14 protein-coding genes, 1 tRNA gene and 1 riboswitch are annotated in these 19,747 nt (G+C 39.7%); of the genes, 3 read left to right on the top strand and 12 right to left on the bottom strand.

The window, feature by feature from the left end:
• Positions 1-169: 169 nt before the first annotated feature.
• Positions 170-242: transfer RNA gene (locus tag O3655_RS01635), tRNA-Thr, on the bottom strand.
• 105 nt (positions 243-347) lie between these two features.
• Positions 348-860 (bottom strand): QueT transporter family protein, encoded by a 513-nt coding sequence (locus O3655_RS01640; RefSeq protein WP_000737304.1) that lies wholly within the window; start codon positions 858-860, stop codon positions 348-350.
• Positions 858-954, bottom strand: a riboswitch (PreQ1 riboswitch). (Overlaps the previous gene by 3 nt.)
• A gap of 28 nt (positions 955-982) precedes the next feature.
• On the opposite strand from O3655_RS01640, the gene O3655_RS01645 reads away from it, so the two are divergent.
• Together O3655_RS01645 and mscL are read left to right on the top strand one after the other, a co-directional pair.
• Positions 983-1,420, top strand: a complete 438-nt coding sequence (locus tag O3655_RS01645; RefSeq protein ID WP_125389276.1) for a GtrA family protein — start codon at positions 983-985, stop codon at positions 1,418-1,420.
• 79 nt (positions 1,421-1,499) lie between these two features.
• Positions 1,500-1,880: a large conductance mechanosensitive channel protein MscL gene (gene mscL / locus O3655_RS01650; RefSeq protein ID WP_000910206.1), complete on the top strand. Its 381-nt coding sequence runs from the start codon at positions 1,500-1,502 to the stop codon at positions 1,878-1,880.
• A gap of 41 nt (positions 1,881-1,921) precedes the next feature.
• On the opposite strand, the gene hemH is transcribed toward mscL, so the two are convergent.
• From hemH to pitA, 6 genes are all read right to left on the bottom strand, one after another.
• A complete protein-coding gene (gene hemH, locus O3655_RS01655) occupies positions 1,922-3,016 on the bottom strand; it encodes a ferrochelatase (protein ID WP_371641131.1) in 1,095 nt (364 codons plus the stop codon).
• A gap of 77 nt (positions 3,017-3,093) precedes the next feature.
• Positions 3,094-3,966, bottom strand: a complete 873-nt coding sequence (gene srtB / locus O3655_RS01660; protein ID WP_308697102.1) for a class B sortase — start codon at positions 3,964-3,966, stop codon at positions 3,094-3,096.
• A gap of 75 nt (positions 3,967-4,041) precedes the next feature.
• Positions 4,042-5,040, bottom strand: a complete 999-nt coding sequence (gene srtB / locus O3655_RS01665) for a class B sortase (RefSeq protein ID WP_125384576.1) — start codon at positions 5,038-5,040, stop codon at positions 4,042-4,044.
• Positions 5,041-5,056: 16 nt separating this feature from the next.
• Positions 5,057-6,277, bottom strand: coding sequence for a DUF5979 domain-containing protein (locus O3655_RS01670; protein ID WP_049520260.1), 1,221 nt, complete (start codon positions 6,275-6,277; stop codon positions 5,057-5,059).
• 44 nt (positions 6,278-6,321) lie between these two features.
• A complete protein-coding gene (sipA, locus tag O3655_RS01675) occupies positions 6,322-6,873 on the bottom strand; it encodes a PI-2 pilus system signal peptidase SipA (RefSeq protein ID WP_308697101.1) in 552 nt (183 codons plus the stop codon).
• Positions 6,873-9,458, bottom strand: coding sequence for a PI-2 pilus tip adhesin PitA (gene pitA, locus O3655_RS01680; RefSeq protein WP_308697100.1), 2,586 nt, complete (start codon positions 9,456-9,458; stop codon positions 6,873-6,875). The genes sipA and pitA overlap by 1 nt, the downstream gene beginning before the upstream one ends.
• Before the next feature lie 358 nt (positions 9,459-9,816).
• Here pitA and pepT point away from each other — a divergent pair, with 358 nt between their 5' ends.
• A complete protein-coding gene (pepT, locus tag O3655_RS01685) occupies positions 9,817-11,040 on the top strand; it encodes a peptidase T (protein WP_308697099.1) in 1,224 nt (407 codons plus the stop codon).
• A 36-nt stretch (positions 11,041-11,076) separates the two neighbouring features.
• On the opposite strand, the gene O3655_RS01690 is transcribed toward pepT, so the two are convergent.
• From O3655_RS01690 to ptsP, 4 genes are all read right to left on the bottom strand, one after another.
• A complete protein-coding gene (locus O3655_RS01690) occupies positions 11,077-14,124 on the bottom strand; it encodes a pneumococcal-type histidine triad protein (RefSeq protein ID WP_308697098.1) in 3,048 nt (1,015 codons plus the stop codon).
• A 13-nt stretch (positions 14,125-14,137) separates the two neighbouring features.
• Entirely contained in the window at positions 14,138-15,055 is a 918-nt protein-coding gene (locus O3655_RS01695) for a metal ABC transporter solute-binding protein, Zn/Mn family (protein ID WP_042902313.1), read from the bottom strand.
• Positions 15,056-15,250: 195 nt separating this feature from the next.
• A complete protein-coding gene (locus O3655_RS01700; protein WP_042902314.1) occupies positions 15,251-17,767 on the bottom strand; it encodes a pneumococcal-type histidine triad protein in 2,517 nt (838 codons plus the stop codon).
• A gap of 246 nt (positions 17,768-18,013) precedes the next feature.
• Positions 18,014-19,747, bottom strand: a complete 1,734-nt coding sequence (gene ptsP / locus O3655_RS01705; RefSeq protein WP_042902316.1) for a phosphoenolpyruvate--protein phosphotransferase — start codon at positions 19,745-19,747, stop codon at positions 18,014-18,016.

Consider the following 19,747-nt stretch of genomic DNA (forward strand, 5'->3'; position numbering starts at 1 on the left):
GTTGTGACCTCCTTATGCTCAATAGCAGTCCGAAGACTACCTATCGACTCATCGCATCTACTATTCTACTAGATAGGGGCACTTTTGTCAACAGCCAAAACTCTTTAACTTCGTTTATACAGGTAGATAAGAAAAACCTTGGTTTCCCAAGGTCATTTTGTTACTATCATGCTAATTGCCGGGATTGAACCGGCGACCTCATCCTTACCATGGATGCGCTCTGCCAACTGAGCTAAATCAGCTTACCTAAAAAGTATACTATAGTTCTATGTTCTTGTCAAGCGCTCTCTTTTAATTTTATGGAATGAAAAAAGCTAGATTTATCAAGAATCTAGCTTATAAACTTCTTATTTTGTTAGATCGATTCGCTGTCCCAGTTTACCAATCAAAATCGCTCCCACTATAAGTGATGCAAACTCACCAATTCCAGTAGAGAACCATGTGAAAAAGAAGGGAGCTTCTGTCAAGATATGGAGTTCAGCTGCAATGGTGATCATTGAAATAGAGAAGAGGATTGAAAAGAAGAAATGATCTTTTCGAATCAATCCGTTAAAGAGGTAATCTTTGCTGTATTTTGCAAAGAGCCATACACCTAGACTAAGGAAAACTAGGGTAGAACCTCCACCGACAAAGACATCTATTAGGCCAAAACTACTAAATAAATTAGCAATCATACATCCAATTGTCACACCGATGATATATTTAGGGTTGTAAAAGGCCAAGAAATTCAACATTTCTGAAATACGGAACTGATACGCCCCAAAACTAAGAACATTGATTGGTGGCGTAATAGTCAAAACTACATAGATTGCAGCAACGATAGCGATGTCTGCCATGTCACGAACAGTTAATTTTTTCATGTTTTCTCCTTTAGCGGTTTCCCGCGTAAAATATGCTTGGTGAAAGAAGCTAAGCACCAAGGGTTGATTGAATCAACCTTACCAGTATAGCACAATATATGACTTTATGCTATACTAAAATCATGAAAAAACTAATAAGAGCTTTCTTTGATAACGAGATTCTCTCCTACCTATTTTTCGGTGGTGCTACGACTTTGATTTCTATTGTATCGCGTTTACTTATTTACCATATCAGCCACCAGGAAATCCTCGCAACTGCCCTCGCTAATATTATCGGGATTCTCTTTGCCTTTCTCACAAATGATACAATTGTCTTTAAACAAGAGAGAAGAAATTGGCCGACTCGCCTGGCTAAATTTTTCTTAGCTCGTCTCTCTACTCTTGGTCTTGACGTTCTTTTAACTTATATCTTTGTTACAACCTTTCCTGACATTATTGGCCAGTTTGTCGAATTTAATATAGATAGGGTTAATACGATTGAAACTATCCTAGCACAAATTTTGATCATCATTTTAAACTATATTTTCAGTAAAATCTATATTTTTAAAGGGAACAACTGACCACTTTGAGCGTTCAAGTTGCTTTTTGTCACATTTTAGGATATAATAAATTAGAAAATTAGGAAAGGAATTTATGAAAATGTTAAAGGATCTTAAAGAATTCTTGCTTCGTGGTAATGTCGTTGACCTCGCTGTCGGTGTGATCATTGCCTCTGCATTTGGTGCTATCGTTACTTCTTTTGTTAATGATATCATCACTCCACTTCTATTGAACCCAGCTTTGGAAGCTGCGAAAGTACAAAACATCGCTGAGCTTGCATGGAATGGTGTTACATATGGTAAATTCTTGAGTGCTATTATCAACTTTCTCGTTGTAGGTACTGTGCTTTTCTTCGTTATTAAAGCTATGGAAAAAGCGCAAAACCTTCGTAAGAAAGAGGAAGTAGTTGAGGAAGCACCTGCTGCTCCAACTGAACTTGAAGTTCTTCAAGAAATCAAAGCTCTTCTTGAGAAAAAATAAAACAGATAAAGGATCTAGCTTTAAGCTAAATCCTTTTTTCTTTACTCTTTTGGTAACTTCCCAGCTTTTTCGAGCATTTTCTTAATTAAGTAAGGCATCTTCACATTTTCACGGCCTTTTTTCTCAATGAGCTTTTTGACAAATTCTGGCATCTGAAGGTCGTCTGTCTCCTCCATAATGTCCTTGGTAGTTGCCGAAGGTGCTAACTCATCGAAGGTTTCTTCTTCTGGGAGAAAAGCTTTAAATTCTTTGTTTTCGTTGGCTCGTACAGTAGCAACTAAAGCGTCAATTAAACGGCTATCCGTATTGGGCATAGGTGGACGATGGTAGGTGACACCTAATTCTTGACACAACTCATAACATTCCACATCATTATCAAAAAGGACTTCGATATGTTCACTGATAAAGCTAATCGGGACAAAAATATAATGCTCTGGATGTTGCTTTTGTTCTCGTAAATATTCTAAGACATCTGGCTTGATCCAAGGGATTCCAATATCGCTTTCGCTCTGCCAAGTATTGGTATACTGGTCGGCTGTTAGGCCGATTTGTTCAGCAATGAGCTTGCTATTATCGAAAATCTGATCGATATAAGGATCTCCATAGTCTAAGGCAAAAATGGGGACGCTATGGGCTGAAAAAATCACCTTGAAAGATTCTTCTCTTACATCGTCTCGTAAAATTTTGTTAATCTCATCTGTCCAGAAGTCCAGCAAAGCCTGTTGTTGATACCAGTCCTTAATGACTAAAAATCGGATTTGCTGACTTTCCAAAAACTTTTCATACCCCATGACTGAGTAAAAGGAATAATAAGGTTCCAAAATCAAGCAGATACATTCTTCAACACCATCAGTTTCCATCTGCTTGATCACGTCTGGGATAAAGGGACGAGAAAACTTGTTGGCAAAGTAGATACCGTAATCTTCCCCTAAACGTTCCTTGACTAAATTGACCTCCTCACGTGTAATCCGCTGCAAAGGCGTCCCACCGATAAGGACGTAGTTGTCATAGAGGGTCTGGATCTCGTGGTCTTGGGGTCTAACACCACGACGAATGTTTGTAAAAAATTCTGCTACTCCTTCAAAACTAATCTCCTCTGGAGATCCAAAGGTCATCATTAATATAGCTTTTTTCATGTTATCATCCTTATGATATTATTTTCACTATCTATTCTATCATGAAAGAAAAAAATAGTAAACGCTTCCGACGTCTACTATTTCTTTTGTTCTTTTGTTTTTCTATCTCGTCTCATGATTAGGATGATAACGACAAGGAGTAAAATAACGATAATCAGGAGGAGAAAGGCAAGGATATAAATCCAATGACTGGGAATTCCGTGATCGAAATACCGTGTTCCTACAGCTTCTCCACTTTTATCTTGAGCTGCTTTTGCTGGCGTATCCGTTATTTTAGCTAAGAGGATATGTCTTCCGTTGGTAATGTTAAGGAAACAGGTGCTTAACAAAACAATCTTGTCCGTTGAGGTCAAGGAGACATCTCGCTTGTACTTGGCTTTACTTAGCAGATATTGATAGTAGGCCTGGTGTTCCTCATCGTTGGAACTCAAAGTTCGGTAAATCTCCGTGTCATAGGCATCTACTTCTAAAATCCCAAAAATCTCCAGACCACGTTCACGACCATTGTAGTAGATAGAGCCATAGCGATGCTTTTCAAAAAAATCTTGATCCGCAAATTTTTGAATCTCCCCAAACATAGCACCAGAAGCCATGGAGTGACCATAAATGATGGTGTTAAAGTCAGTAAAGTTGGGATTAAAACGATAGTCTAGGAATATAGAACCTGACACAGTATAATCGCCAAAAGCATTGCGGTCAAGGTATTTGACATTGTCCTGACTCTGCAAGAGGGGATAGTCTACCTTTGTCCCATCAAGGCTAATCCAACCACAAACATCCTTGTTGAGGTGCTGCAGGGTTTCAAAGCCCGTACTGCTGGCATCCTTTTCAATGGGATTATAATGATCGTAGTCGCTCGCAAGAGCTCTATCAGCTGTAAAAAGACAGAAAAAAGCTAGAAAGAGGGATAGAATGGCCTTTATGGCTTCGCGACTTGTACTTGTTTTCATATTTCCTTCTTTCTCCTTTCTAGCCTTGAAAATAAAAGAGCAAGAGAGGCTGTCCCTTTCTCTTTTATTAGTAGTTTAGTCAGTAATGGTATCTGCTCCTTCTTTTGCTTCTCTTCTACGACGCAAGATCAAGTAGAGGATGATGAGCAAGAAGATCAATAGCAAGAGCAAGATAAACAAGATGATGTACCATATCCACAAAGGAATCGATGAGAGAAATCGTCCGAGCGATGAATCATCAAAGACACTGTAAGGGAATGGTTTTGATTTTTTCGTATGGAAGGTGTTCTTTGGAACCGTATCCGTAATCTTGGCAACTACGATATGTCTCCCATTTGTTACGTCTAGGAAACAGGTACTGAGAAGGATGATATGGTCATTTGGCCCCAGTGTAATGTCTCGTTTGTGAATGGCAACTGAGAGTAAGTGATCGATATATTCTTGACGCCGATCATCCCCATTAATACCTGGATCGTAGATGTTAAAGTCATAGGCGTCTACCTCAAGCATCTCAAAGATCTCAAGACCTTTTTCAACACCATTATAGTAAATACTGCCGTAGCGATGCTGGTCAAAAAATTCCTTATCAGAAAACTTTGCTACATCTCCAAACATAACCCCATTTTCTACATGGTGACCGTAGATGATGGTATTAAAGTCTTCGAACTTGGATTCATTTCGAGCCTCAAGGAAAATAGCCCCTGTAGCTGCAAATTCACCCTTGGAATCCTTGTTCAGGTATTTTTCATTGTCTTTGGCTTGGACTAAGGGATAGTCGATATTGGTGCCATAGACATTGATCCAACCGAGAACTTCTGGGTTGACTTGCTGTAGCTTGTGAAAGCCAGAAAAACTAGCAAGCTCATCCTTCTCAGTAGTACTCACTGGTCTATAGGCCTCATACTCACTTGATGAAGCCTGAGAATAAACCTGATTGGCATCCCAAAGAGCGTAGAAACCAAAGAGAAAGACTAAGGCTGCCAAGAGGAGCAAGATATGATTCATCAATGCATCTACAGCAAGGACCAGACGCCTAGACAAACTCCTTTTTGGTTTCTCACGCTTGATTTTCATCGGTCAAACCACTTGCCTAAGCTTGTCTGCGTTTTTTAGACAAAACAACAAATCCAGCCAAACCAAGACCAATCATCAAGATAAAAGGAAGGTTGTCAATCAAGAGACCAGTAGGGGTAACATTTGGCAAGCTATTTGTAATGGTATTATCATTTGTCTTTTCACCAACTAAAATACTAGTTTGAGTAAAATCAGCTGAAGCTGTACCTGTTTGATTCCTTATAACTCCATTTTCATTATATGAGGCTGTTGCTTTATAACCTTGAGATCCTGATTCAACTAGTTTATAGCGAGTACCTGCAGGTAGATTGTCAAATACCAAAGATTGATCATGGTGAAGGGTAATTGTTTTTTCTTTCCCATTCTCAAATGTATAAGATGTGGAACCAACTTGTCCGACAAATGTACCTTGATCATCTGTTGAAGCTTTTGTAAAAGTTAACTTAAAGGTAAAGTCTTTTGTTTTATCAGCCGAATCACCTTCTACCAATTTTTTGATTACTAAAGATTTTGCTCCTGGATTGAAATTTTCTGGTTTAGGTTTATTTGGTGTTGGTTCATTTGGATTTGTGATTTTACCCGCATTTTTCCTGTAAGTATTTACAAATAAATCATATTTATAAAGTTCGCCCTTCTCAGATGGTTTTACTTTAGCAGTAGAACTTGTAGACACTAGTTTGAAATATACAGATGAAATATAAACACCTGAGCTTTGCTTATTTTTTACAATAACGTGCATTTCATAGCTACGATTATCATATGTCATAGAATCAATTGCTACGCTATTTTTCAGAATTTGTGCCCAACCAACATTTTGAGTTTCTGCTACAGTATAAACATATTCTCCGGCGTGTGTGTAGGTTACGCTTTCGAAAATATTTCCAGTATCTTTCTTAATACTAGTTTGATTTGGTTGCAAAAGATCACTTTTAGAATAAACTACATTCTTTGCAGCTATTTTTCCATTTGAATCAGAAATCGTTTCATAAGGTGCACCATTTGATGATGTACCAGTTTTAGGGGTAAAAGTAAAAGTAAAAGTTGCTTCAGGTGTTGTAATTCCTTCCGCAATATTCAACACCTTATTAATAGAAACTTTTGCACTTGTTTCACCAGTTGCTTTAGCAGTTGCCACATCATTATCATCCGCAAATGTTGGCACTCCTCTAAAGACCGACAAGGCGGTTACAGCTGCAATACTTGCAGTAACTAATTTTTTCAAAAATGTTTTTTTCATGATTATTCCTTTTATTTTTTAATTTCTTTTTTCATAAATTGTCATCAAAAGCCCCGTCGCCTTAGGACTGTTACCACCTTGCCATGGGTATCCTGTATAGGAATGGTTCCAAAAACACGACTATCTACAGCCGTTGTTCGATTGTCTCCGAGGACAAAGAGTTGTCCTGCTGGGACTTTCATTGGGAAGGTAGCCCCTTCCTTATAGAGCAGCGTTTCTTTGTAGATATCCTGCTCTTGTTGAGGAGAACCGTTGATGATGAGACCATTTTCGTTTATATCGATTGTACTTCCTTCGGTTGCAATGACACGCGCCACTCTTTCCTTACCCTTATAACTATAGACAAGCAGATCACCAATCGAATAACGTTTATCCAACCTATAGTAGACAACCAAGTCGCCATCTTTTAAGGCTGGCTTCATGCCATCGTCATTGTATCTCAATAGTCCAAAGACAAAAAAGTAAAGGGTGGCCAGTACAAACCCAACTATCAGAAGCTTACTGACTAAGTAGAGGATATCTCCCCATACACTCGGCGGAGACTTATCCCGATTGACTTGTGTTACTGTTTTCTTATGTTTCTTTTTAAGTAGCATTATTTTCTCCTGTGTACCACTAGATATCCGAGTAGGATTGTAAAGAAGATTCCTCCTAGAGGAAGGATTATTCCTAACACGAGTGTACTGCTGAGGAAGTCAACTCCGGTTTCAGGTACACTGTTCTTGTTATTCGTGACTGTCGCGGACTTATCCCCATCCAGTTTGCCTTCTTGATTTTCATAAGATACCTGATATCCACGAGAAGAGTTTGATTCCTCTTCTACGGTATAGTGACTATCAAGTGGAAGTCCATCAATTTTTATGGTTTGATCTTTGTTTAGATCAATAGACGCTCGACCATTCGTAAATTGCAGAGGGGTTCTTTTATTATTCACCGTTGCATTATAGGTTCCATTCAGTGGACTATTCTGAGCATCGCTGATGTTAATGGTAATCTTGAAGGATTTTAATAGGTTGGCAAATACACCTGTAACCTTTTTTGTAACTAATAAACTTGGAAGCTTGTGATTTGTGACAATACTGGTTTCGTCTTTATTCAGATCACCCTCTTGATTCTCATATGTAACGTGGTAACCGTTCGTTGATGCCACGTCTTCTTCAACTTTGTAATGAGTTCCATACGGGAGATATTTTAGAGATTTTTCGGCATTATGTGTTAATGGTATTTGAGCACGTCCATTAGTAACTTTGATATCACCGAAAGTACCATTTATAGGATTTCGTTCTTTATCAGTTAGCTCGATGTTAATATTAAAACTCTTATTCGATGTATCTTCAGGGACTAATATCTTTCTTATCGTCAAACTAGGTAATTGACGATAAGATACTTTAAAGGTTGGCGATTGGTCCGTTCCTTCTTTTTTTACTTCCTTAGTAAAACCTGGAACATCAGGGGCTGTAAGATCATATTGATAACCCTTAGCTACTTTTTCAAAATTGGAAGTTTTACTTAGCTCACCTGCTTTTACTCCAACACTAGTTTTCCTGTATTCATTCTTGTCTGTTCCAGCACTCTTGCTCTTTTGAATTAATTTAAAATCTAAAGCCTTAGGTTGACTAGCTGTTACTGTGCTACTTCCATTAACACCTTCCCACTTCACTTCCACCGGAACCGTTAATGGATCCGAAGGCTTAAATGTTGGGTTGTCAGAGTATTCTTTGGTCTTGGTTTGAGAGGTGCCTATTCCATAGGAATAGGTGACACTGGCACCTTTATTGGAGTAGAGTTTATTGACATCAGAACCTTCAGCATCACCAGTCTCTAGTTTTTTATCACCAGCAATAGCATCTAAGGCATCTTGGCTTGATGTAACAGTAAATTTGAGGACATACCTAGCCCCATCTTCTAAAGAATAATTCGGAGAAAATTTAGCTGTAACTTCCACTAATCCTTCTGACGTTGTCTTGGAATCAAAAGTTACTTGATTTTCGGTTAATGTTTCACTGCTACCAGCCTTTTCTTTCACTACACGAAACTCTGACGATCCGTTTGGTAATAGCTGGACATACTTAGAAAGAACATCCTTAATGGTCACGTGGTGGATTCCCAGTGGCAGAATCTTATCAGTGATATCTTTGAAACTGTCTCGTAACTGGTCTTCATTGTTTGCGGATAGGATTTCATTAGGAATGGAAGAATTGTGGTACCTGATATAATACTGCAAACTGGTAATACTATCGACATTATTTGAATAACGAAACTTAATAGAGTAAAAACCAGCTAGTTTTGGAGCGAGACTATAGGCGAGATTATTGATAGATACATCTAAATTATTCCAGAACCAATCTGGTGCCGTTTCTGATCCATCTTGATTATTATAGTTATAAACTGTATAACCACTGTCGTTGTAATACATATTGGCAAAACCATCTGATAGAACAATAACAACCTTCTTGGCATTTGGTCTTGCACTATCTATCAATTGATTAGCAATACGAATACCCGCGCTAATATTGGTTCCTGTACCGATTCCTGATTCAGTCCCTATTGATTGACCACCAGCAATTCTCATATTACTGACTGCAGTCTTTGAACCACTAGCATCGTTATTCCAATTTAAAATCGTTTCCGCATCATCCCATGGGGACACACCATCATAAAATGCTGTTCTCGCTTCATACGGCCAATACCGATACCCCCACTCCCATTTTCGGTAGTAGGAATTCCATGCTTGTTCCGCAAACTTATTATCAATCTTTCCGCCAAAACCTACCATGGATAACCGATTATTTGAATTGGATAAAATGGTATCAATTAATCCTTGACGATTTCGAGTTCCTTTAAGAGTATTTTTTAAAGCATCCAATCTTGTAATTGTTCGGCCAGTAGAAGAAGGAACATCTCTCTTGTTCATACTTCCTGAAAGATCTGCTACTAAAACAACATCCAAGGGATCCGTTTGGGTCTCCGTTCCCAGTTTGGAAGTGATATCCAATGACAACTCATACTTGTCATCCTGTCCTGATATCGGAGTAATTGTTTTATGAAGGGTTGTCTGAGGTTCTGTAGTAAAATCAGCATTTAACAAACTTATCGGAGCACACAAAAAGAGAATAGCTAACAGTGTAACTAAACGGCGTGCAATAATTTGAACTTTCTTAAAATCGAAGCGAATGTTCATTTTATTCTCCTTAACTAGAATGTACTAATATTGTTACTATATCAATCTAGGACATTTACAAGATAATTGTACAATAAAGTTCACGCAGTGTCAATTAATATGATTAATTTTATATTATGTTAATTAATAAAAGAGTATGATTCTTCTTTGTCTTTCAAACTATTCTATGGTAAAATGAAAAAAGAATAAAAAAATCTCATAAAATATCAATGCATATATTTTATTCTAGAATATCCAAAATTTCATTTAAAAGTCTTCTGAATTTGAATTATTATATTTTTTCAAAATTCGTGAAATTTTCAGAATGAGGCTTTTTCCGAAGTTTGCATTCTATTTTATGATTGTTAAAGGAGTTTTTATGACTTATCCGAACCTTTTAGATCGTTTCTTGACTTACGTTAAGGTTAATACGCGTTCTGATGAATACTCTACTACTACTCCAAGTACGCAAAGCCAGGTAGATTTTGCGACCAATGTTCTTATTCCTGAAATGAAACGTGTCGGTCTGCAAAACGTTTACTACCTTCCAAATGGTTTTGCTATTGGGACCTTACCAGCAAACGATCCAAGCTTGTCACGCAAGATTGGCTTCATCTCCCACATGGATACTGCTGATTTTAATGCTGAGGGAGTTAATCCGCAAGTCATCGAAAATTACGATGGTAGAGCTATCGACTTGGGTGATTCTGGATTTAAACTCGATCCTGCTGATTTCAAGAGCCTTGAGAAATATCAAGGCCAAACGCTTATCACAACTGATGGAACGACCTTGCTGGGTGCTGATGACAAGTCTGGGATTGCTGAAATTATGACTGCTATCGAATACCTGACTGCTCATCCCAAAATCAAACACTGTGAGATTCGAGTTGGTTTTGGTCCAGATGAAGAAATTGGCGTTGGAGCTAACAAATTTGATGCAGAAGATTTTGACGTTGACTTTGCCTATACTGTTGATGGTGGTCCGCTAGGAGAACTTCAGTACGAGACTTTCTCAGCAGCAGCTGCTGAGCTTCATTTCCAAGGGCGCAATGTCCATCCTGGTACTGCTAAAGGTCAGATGGTCAATGCACTTCAGCTAGCGATTGATTTTCATAATCAACTTCCTGAGAATGACCGACCTGAACTAACAGATGGTTACCAAGGTTTCTATCATCTTATGGATGTGTCAGGTAGTGTAGAGGAGGCGCGTACAAGCTACATCATTCGTGACTTTGAAAAGGATTCCTTTGAAGCTCGTAAAGCAGCTATGCAGTCTATTGCTGATAAGATGAATCAAGAACTTGGGAATGATCGCGTGACCTTGACTCTGACAGACCAGTACTACAATATGAAGGAAGTCATTGAGAAAGACATGACACCCGTTACCATTGCTAAGGATGTTATGGAAGATTTAGGTATCACGCCAATTATTGAACCAATTCGTGGTGGAACAGATGGCTCTAAGATTTCCTTTATGGGTATCCCAACTCCAAATATCTTTGCTGGTGGTGAAAACATGCATGGACGTTTTGAATACGTCAGCCTTCAGACTATGGAGCGTGCGGTGGATACCATCATTGGCATTGTATCTTATAAAGACTAAAAAAGACGAGGTAGCTCAGCTACTTCGCCTTTCTTTTTATTCATTTGGTTGAGCACTTGTCTCAGACTCACTTTGCGCTTGCTTTTCTGTTGGTTTAGAAGCAGCTGTTTCACTGTCTTTCTCAGACTTAGATTGGCTATCAGTTTTACTTGCTTTTGAACGGAGTTCCTGGTTCAAGCTAATGATTTCTTTAGCTAGAGTGAGGAGGCCTTCTTTATCACTACTTTTGGCTGCAAGTTGATCAAATAGGCCATCAACACGTTCAAAGTCAGCATCGGATCCTTTGTTATCCTCTAAGTACTTGTGAAGAGAGAGCAAGATATTATAGAGTTTTTGGTAGATAATCACCGTTTGCGGATCCTGTTCTGCTTCTTTTTTCTCTCGTTGGATAGTCGCTGCAATACGATTCAAGAGATCCTCAAGTTGTGTTTTAGCTTCGTCAAGGTCTGCATTTTCCTTTTCAGTAGCCGCTTTGATATTAGCTGCTTCTTCAGCTAGGGATTGTTTGACACCATCTTCTTTGACACGTGCTAGGAGTTGAGCAGCTTTAGTTAGGAGAGCATCCACTTCTTCCTTCTTAACATGACTAACCCGCTCTTCTGGCATAAAATCACCGTAGAGTTCTTTTAGGAATTCATAGATGGCGGTCTTAGCAGTTTGACTATCTACTTTTTCCGTATCTAGAATAGTCTTACCAACTTTTGTAGAAACGGGTTCTTCTTTGAGAGCTTCTTCTACTTCTAACTTAGTTTGGTAAATAGTTGGGAATAACTTGTTCAAGTCGGTTGCTTTGAGGAAAGATTGTGACTGGTAAAGTTCCCATGTCAACTTGGCAACACGGTTCCGAAGTTCTTCTCTCAAACGACCATCAGACACATGTTCGTAGAAGTACTTGATGTACTCTACTGTTGTAACCCCTGTCCGATCTCGGAAATTTTGCAAGGCCTGCAGTTTCGCTTCAATCGCAGTCAACTCTGTCTCATCCTGTGCTAGTTTTGCTTCCTGCAAATGTACTAAGAGATCTTTCTTAGGCAAGCCATAAGTATCTGTATCCAGTGTATTGATCTTATCTACAAGGGCTTGGTACTTCTTATCTAAAGGTGAAGTTTCAACCGGTGCCACACTTTGATCCACATGGATATACTGTTTATCAAAGAGATCCAAGGATGTTAGATATCCAGCAGTTGAGTTTGTTGCCAATTTTTTCATATTTTCGGTGAACTGCCCCAAAGCAAGTTCAACCCGTCTCTGCATGATTGGCTGGTCTTTGTAGAGACTTCTGCTATCTGCTAAAAGTTGATCCACCTTAGATAGAACTGTTTGTTCATCAAATGCTCCAGGTTGATAGGTCGATTGTAGGGCCGGAATCTTATTTTTCAAAGCTACTTCATAGCCCTTTGTCTGAACCTTAATGTAGTGATTGTGATCACCGTGAGGAATCACAAAACTACCATTCTCTACTTGCAAACTATAAGGAGACACCCCATCACGTAGGGCAGTCGTATAAAGTTCATTTAGGAAATCCAGTTCTGGATTTCCAGTTTGGAGAGGAATACGAACATGTTCTTTTCGAACAGCATAAGGATGGATATGGGTTGGATCATACGCTTGATCCGGATTTCCAAAGACAAAGAATCCATTTGAAATGCGAATCGCTTCAAGCGGTACTCCGTAGGTCTGTGAGATATACTTGATTTTTTCTTCATCGCTAGCATCTCTTGAGAAACTTTCCACAGTCTTTGCAAGTGGTTGAACGTGCTGAGACTGATGATTTTCTTTCAAGTGATCTTGGGCAGCTTTGATTTGGGCTGCAGTCAAGTCCTTCTTAAAGAAATAATGAGCGTGATCTCCATGAGAAACTACAAACCCTTGCTCATCTTCACTAATAACACGGTCAGCTGCAAAACCATGATCATGTTCTTCACCGTGGTGATGGTCATGCTCCTCTCCATCATGGTCATGATCTTCGTGGTTGGTATCCTGACTTCCATGGTTACCGTCTTGGTCATGATGATGATCTGGTTGAGCTGGATGTTCTGTTGGTTTGCTTGGATTTTCCAAAGGTGTTGGCTTCCCACCGTCGCTAGATAAAGGAATCATACGTGCAATCTTTTCTTCCAAGGCAGAAAGTTTTGTATATGGGATGAAATGATAGTGATTTCCGTGAGGAATCGCCACACCACTCGGCGTTCTACTTGAAATCTTAGCAGGGTCAAAAATCAAGCCATCTGATTCAGCATAACGTTGACTACTTGGAAGAGCATAGAGCTGTTGCAATAGACTCTGAAGACTCTCAGCTTGATTACTTGGTGTTTCAGCCTGTTGACTTTGGTTGGTAGTTTGACCAGTTTCGTTTGGACTAGGACGATAGTCAGTCACACTCTGCTGAGTTCTAGTTCCAGAGAGGTAGGCTTGGGCAGCAGCTAATTCGCTAGCAGACAAGGAACTCTTTGGAATGTAGTGGTAATGTCCACCGTGAGGTACGATATAAGCATCTCCAGTATCCTCTATAATATCAGAAGGATTAAAGATGTAGCCATCATCAGTTGTATAGCGACCTTGAGATTGAGCAAGCGCCACTGCACTATTAGAAGTTGGTGCGTCGTGAGTATGGTCTTGTTTTTGGCGCTCAATTTCCTCCTTCGTACGAATATTATCAGCATGAGCCGCATCTTTAAGGTAGACATAATACTTACCATCAACCTTGATAATGTAGCCACCTTTGATTTCGTTGACAATATCAGCGTCTTTCAGTTGATAATTGGCATCTTTCATCAACAGTTCTTCGCTGAAAATCGCGTCAAAAGGAACTTTACCATTGTAATAATGGAAATGATCACCATGTGAAGTCACATAACCTTGATCGGTGATTTTCACGACAATTTGTTCAGCCTGAATATCTTCTTTTTTGCTAACTTGATCTGGTGTCTGGGTCTCTGTTTTTTGAGAATCTTGCTTCCCATCGACATAAGACACACGGTTATTATCTTTGTTTCCTTCTACCTGGTGTTGGTTCAATGCATAGATGCAAAGGCTTAGGGAAAGGACAAGAGCCGATCCTGCTGCAAGGCATTTCTTCTTCATTTTCATCATCTCCTCATTTTAATTCTTCTGCAAGAACATTCATATTTTCTTCTAGATTTTCTAAGTAAGTTTTGTCATTTTCAGGATCAGCTTCCAAAGGATTGAGTGTCTTTAGGCTAACTCCTGTTGATTTGACCAAGGTCTCAGCGACTTTAGAAGAAGCATTGCTCTCAGTAAAGATGGTTTTAACCTTATAGGTTTTAACGAATTCTTGGATTTCTGTCAACTGTCTCGGACTTGGCTCTTGTTCGGGAGAGATACCTGCAATACCAAGTTGATTAAGTCCAAATCGTTTAGCGAGATAAGAAAAAGCTGTGTGTTGTGTAACAAAGGTCTTTTGACTCGCTTTTTCAAAAATAGGCTGGTACTTCTTAGTCAATTCTTGTGCTTTAGCGATAAAGTTTTTAGCATTCTTTTGATACGTTTCCTTATTAGCACTATCAATCTCCGAAAGTTTGTCAGCGATAATCTGAGCTTCTTCACCTGCTTTTTCTGGATCTAACCAAGTGTGAGGGTCGTAGAGTGTTTTTTCATCGATGCCGTCACCAGCTTCAACATCTTCCAAACCTGGTACACGCTCCAAGGTCATTCCTTCAGAAGCTTCTAAAACCTTAACTTTTGAGTTTTTCAAGTTAGGATCTAGACTTCCGGCCCAAGATTCGAGCGTATGAGAATGGTAGACAAAGACATCCGCGTCATAAATAGCAGCAATGTCATTTGCTGACGGTTCAAAGGAGTGAATCCCACTACTTGACTGAATCATCCGTACATCATTCAAGTCCCCCGATACCTCTTTAACCATGGCATAGATTGGGTAAAAACTTGTTACAATCTTCATTCCTTTTGCTTCTTGTTTTTCTTTTTGACTACATGCTCCTAAGACAAGAACCAAGAGACATACCACTAATAATAGAAATGTTCTTTTTTTCATTGTTACTCCTTAACTAGTATTTAACCATTTAATTAACTAGTAAATAGTTTATCTTTATTTACACTATATGTCAAGATATTTTACATATTTTCATGAAAAAAATGAGAACTAGAACTTACATTCTGTTCTCATTTTCGATTTTAACTTTTCTAGTTCTCCTATCCTGTTTTTAGGATCTAGAAAATGCTACTACCTTTACTTGCTCTCCTTTAATAAAGCCAACAACTTTTCAGCCTCAGCCATAATGGTATTGTTATCCTTAGCACCAAATAGCAGGTTATTCTTTAAGCCAGTGAGAGTTTCTTTTGCATTGGACTTGATAATGGGGTCTTGGATCTTTGCAAGTAGCTCTTCAGCCTCTCTCAACTTCGTTTCAACCTTTTCAGTCTCGACCTGAGGTTCTTCGGGTTTCTCCGGTGATTCTTCTTCCGGCTCCTCAGTTGGTTTTGGAGATTCTGGTTTCTCACTTTGAGGTTTCTCTTCGCGAGGTTTTTCTTTACGAGGTTTCTCCACTGATGGTTTTTCCGATTGATTGTTATCAGCTTGACCATTTTGGTTTCTTTGAACATGGTCACTTGCGTTGCCCCAACCACTATCTGAATGCGGACGTTCGTTTGGATGTTCGACATAGTACTTGACAGTCGCAAAGAGATCTTCTAGACTATACCCCTTAGGTGCCTCATAAAGTCCTTCGTCAAACCACTCAAATTTGATGTTATGGTAATGGTCATAATGAGGAATAATCAAGCTTCCATTTTTGACTTCTACAGTATGTTGGAGATTGTAAGGCATACGATCAAGTGGCACCTTCTTAGCTGCTTTCACGCGGTTGTAGATAGCTTCTGCTCCTTTAACCTCAGTATTTCCTGGATTCTGATGGTCTGTTGAAGGAGGAGTCAAACCTTTCTCTTTAGCATAAGCCTGGGCTGCCGCTCTTTCGGCTTTAGACAAACTATCTTTCTTAATCCAATGACTATGGGTCATATGTGGAGTTACATAGGCATCCCCCTCATCACTGGTGATATCACGAGGATCAAAGATATAACCATCTTCTGTTGTATACTTGCCTGCCAACTTGGCTACTTGAATCTCATCATCTGTGTAAGCTATTTGCGCATTTGGTTTTCCTAAACGTTCTGGATGACGAATCGGTGCTAGAAAGGCCAAGATATCATCCACCAACTTGACTTTATCACTGCTTTCATCATTTAAACGTTCCAACAGTTTATCCAAAGCGTCAAAATCAACTTTACGACCTTTATTATCAAGTAAGTCCTGATGAATTCTTGCTAGTAAATCATAAGCCTTATTGTAAAATCCTCGATCACCAGATGGGAGGTTGGTTTTCTTAGCTCCGAGTTTATGAGACAAACTTTCTTGCTTGGCTAGTTTACTATCAATGGCTGCTGCAGTTTCTGCTGAAAGTTCCTTGGCAGGAATATAACGAGAGATTCCATTCTCCTCAAATACATAGCCATCAGCTACTTTTCGAATCACCTGTTTAACCAATTTTTCATCAATTGGATTGCTTGGAGTTGGTTGAGGAGTTGGTGCAGGTTGTGGACTCGGACTAGGTTCCGGAGTCGGTTGTGGACTTGGTTGTTCTGGTCTTGAATCCGGTAGCCAATGATTTGAACGATAGCTAAGTGAGATGACGCGAGCGATTCGTTCTTCCAATTCAGACATCTGTGAATAAGGGATGAAATGATAATGGTTCCCATGAGGCACAGCAACTCCTCTGGCTGTTCGACTTGTAATCTGTGCTGGGTCGAAGACAAGGCCATCAGATTCTACGTGTCGTTGGCTGAGTGGCAAGGCATAAAGTTGTTTCAGAAGGCCATCAATATCCTCATCGCTTTGACTTGCTTGGCTATCGTCGCTACTGTTGTTAGCTGTGTTCGTATAGCTGTTGCCTTTTTTATTATAGGATGGGGTCCATCTATCTACATCGCTGCTAGCACTGTTGTTATTGGTACGGCTATAAGTAGGCGTATTTGATTGGCCACTTCTACCAGATAGAAAGGCTTCTGCTGCAGCCAATTCGCTGGCTGATAACTCACTCTTAGGAATGTAATGGTAATGGTTGCCATGAGGAACGATATAAGCATCACCAGTATCTTCAATGATATCGGATGCATTAAAGATATATCCATCATCCGTGGTGTAGCGTCCCTGTGAACGTGCCAAGGCTACCGCGCCATCATTTGCTGAAGTCCCTCCTTCACGATGCTGACTATGTTCTTGTTTTTGTCGATTGATTTCTTCTTTTGTACGGACATTATCCGCATGGGATGCGTCCTTAAGGTAAACATAGTATTTTCCATCTACCTTGATAACATAACCGCCCTTGATTTCACTGACAATATCCTCGTCCTTGAGCTGGTAGTTTGGATCCTTCATCAGCAACTCTTCACTGATGATAGCATCATAAGGGACCTTCCCATTGTAATAATGATAGTGGTCGCCATGTGAAGTGACATAGCCTTGGTCTGTTATCTTGATAACGATTTGCTCCGCATTGATGCCTTCTTTCTTGCTAACCTCATCAGGAGTCAGATTCTCCGTTTTTTGCGCCGCTTGTTTTCCATCTATATAGGAAACACGATTATTTTCCTTAACAGTTCTGGCTTGATACAGTCCCAACTCATAAGAACAGACACTTAAAATTAAAGCCGCCGCAGAACCAGCTAGGTATTTTTTATTAATTTTCATCGAAACTCTCTTTCTTTTTTAATATTTCTATTTGCAATTCATTTCTAAATTGCAGAAACTCCTCTCTATTGCTTAACTGGTTAATAGTTTACTCCTAAATTTGCAACTTGTCAAGAATTTTATGAACCAGTTAAGTATTTTTTTATTCTTCACCGCTACTTTCTCTAGAATGGACTTTATATAAAAAAGATTTTCTTGAAAATTCTTTAAAAAAATCCCTGCAACTGAGTTGCAAGGACTTTTCGATTAATCAAAATTAACGTATTCTTTTTGAAGTTCAAGAACTTCTTCCATTGTTGAACATTCTGTAAGGGCACGGTTTGCGTACTCTTCCATCTTAGCTGTATCGAGTTTCTTCATCAAGCTACGTGTACGAAGGACAGATGTTGCTGACATAGAGAACTCATCCAAGCCCATTCCGACAAGAAGTGGAACAGCCTGTTGGTCACCAGCCATCTCACCACACATACCAGCCCATTTACCTTCAGCGTGAGCTGCTTTGATAACGTTGTTAATCAAACGAAGGATTGATGGGTTGTATGGTTGGTAAAGATATGAAACTTGTTCGTTCATACGGTCTGCTGCCATTGTGTATTGGATCAAGTCGTTTGTACCAATTGAGAAGAAGTCAACTTCTTTAGCAAATTGGTCTGCAAGCATTGCTGCTGCTGGGATTTCGATCATGATACCAACTTGGATATTATCCGCAACTGCAACACCTTCAGCAAGAAGGTTCGCTTTTTCTTCGTCAAAGACTGCTTTCGCTGCACGGAATTCTTTCAAGAGCGCAACCATTGGGAACATGATACGCAATTGACCATGAACAGACGCACGAAGAAGGGCACGGATTTGTGTGCGGAACATAGCATCTCCAGTCTCAGAGATAGAGATACGAAGGGCACGGAATCCAAGGAATGGGTTCATTTCGTGAGGCATATCGAAGTAAGGAAGCTCCTTATCTCCACCGATATCCATTGTACGAACGACAACAGGTTTACCGTTCATTCCTTCAAGTACAGCCCTGTAAGCTTCGTATTGCTCGTCTTCTGTTGGGAAGTCTTGAGAATCCATGTACAAGAACTCTGTACGGTAAAGACCAACAGCTTCAGCACCGTTGTCATTGACACCTTCAACGTCTTTTGGAGTACCGATGTTGGCAGCCAATTCAAAGTGTTTACCATCAGCAGTTACTGTTTGTGCATCTTTCAAGAGAGCCCATTCAGCTTTTTGCTTCGCATACGCTTCACCAGCAGCCTTGAATTCTGCTGCTTGCTCATCAGTTGGGTTGATAATAACCTCACCAGTGATACCGTTAACGGCAAGAATGTCACCGTCTTTAACGATTTCAGTAATATTGTTTGTACCCAATACTGCTGCAATTTCAAGCGTACGCGCCATGATAGCTGAGTGGCTTGTACGTCCACCAATGTTGGTTACAAAAGCTTTTACAAAGTTTTTGTCCAATTGAGCTGTATCTGAAGGAGTCAAGTCATGCGCAATCACGATTACTTCTTCATTGATAGAAGCTGGGTTTGGCAATTTTTTACCAAGGAGGTTTGCCAATACACGTTTTGTCACGTCGCGGATATCCGCTGCGCGTTCTTGCATGTATGGGTTGTCTTCCATACCTTCAAAGATAGTGATAAACATGTCTGTTACTTCTTTCAGACCTGCTTCTGCATTCACTTTCTTCGCACGGATTGTTTCCTTGATTTGGCTGATCATTTCAGGGTCAGCAAGAACCATTAAGTGAGCGTCAAAAACTTGAGCTGCTTCTTCACCGAGCGTACCTACTGCTTTCTCGCGAATAACAGAAAGCTCGTCTTGTGATGCCTGTAGAGCGGCATCAAGGCGAGCTTCTTCTGCGTTTGTATCTTCGACTGTAATAGTCTCAAATGACAAATCCGGTTGAACGAGTAGATATGCTTTTGCAACTGCAACACCGTCAGATGCTGCGATTCCTTTAAGCATTTCTGTCAT

Origin of the sequence: Streptococcus sp. 27098_8_70 (genome assembly GCF_041432215.1) — a bacterium.
In the GTDB taxonomy this organism is placed as follows: Bacteria; Bacillota; Bacilli; order Lactobacillales; family Streptococcaceae; genus Streptococcus; species Streptococcus oralis_CP.

Bases quoted from the DNA above. Each gene is read 5' to 3' on its own strand.
- srtB (WP_125384576.1), bottom strand. From the start codon at position 5,040: ATGAAAATCAAGCGTGAGAAACCAAAAAGGAGTTTGTCTAGGCGTCTG.
- pitA (WP_308697100.1), bottom strand. From the start codon at position 9,458: ATGAACATTCGCTTCGATTTTAAGAAAGTTCAAATTATTGCACGCCGT.
- sipA (WP_308697101.1), bottom strand. From the start codon at position 6,873: ATGCTACTTAAAAAGAAACATAAGAAAACAGTAACACAAGTCAATCGG.
- ptsP (WP_042902316.1), bottom strand. From the start codon at position 19,747: ATGACAGAAATGCTTAAAGGAATCGCAGCATCTGACGGTGTTGCAGTT.
- O3655_RS01640 (WP_000737304.1), bottom strand. From the start codon at position 860: ATGAAAAAATTAACTGTTCGTGACATGGCAGACATCGCTATCGTTGCT.
- O3655_RS01690 (WP_308697098.1), bottom strand. From the start codon at position 14,124: ATGAAGAAGAAATGCCTTGCAGCAGGATCGGCTCTTGTCCTTTCCCTA.
- O3655_RS01645 (WP_125389276.1), top strand. From the start codon at position 983: ATGAAAAAACTAATAAGAGCTTTCTTTGATAACGAGATTCTCTCCTAC.
- hemH (WP_371641131.1), bottom strand. From the start codon at position 3,016: ATGAAAAAAGCTATATTAATGATGACCTTTGGATCTCCAGAGGAGATT.
- pepT (WP_308697099.1), top strand. From the start codon at position 9,817: ATGACTTATCCGAACCTTTTAGATCGTTTCTTGACTTACGTTAAGGTT.
- srtB (WP_308697102.1), bottom strand. From the start codon at position 3,966: ATGAAAACAAGTACAAGTCGCGAAGCCATAAAGGCCATTCTATCCCTC.
- mscL (WP_000910206.1), top strand. From the start codon at position 1,500: ATGTTAAAGGATCTTAAAGAATTCTTGCTTCGTGGTAATGTCGTTGAC.
- O3655_RS01700 (WP_042902314.1), bottom strand. From the start codon at position 17,767: ATGAAAATTAATAAAAAATACCTAGCTGGTTCTGCGGCGGCTTTAATT.
- O3655_RS01670 (WP_049520260.1), bottom strand. From the start codon at position 6,277: ATGAAAAAAACATTTTTGAAAAAATTAGTTACTGCAAGTATTGCAGCT.
- O3655_RS01695 (WP_042902313.1), bottom strand. From the start codon at position 15,055: ATGAAAAAAAGAACATTTCTATTATTAGTGGTATGTCTCTTGGTTCTT.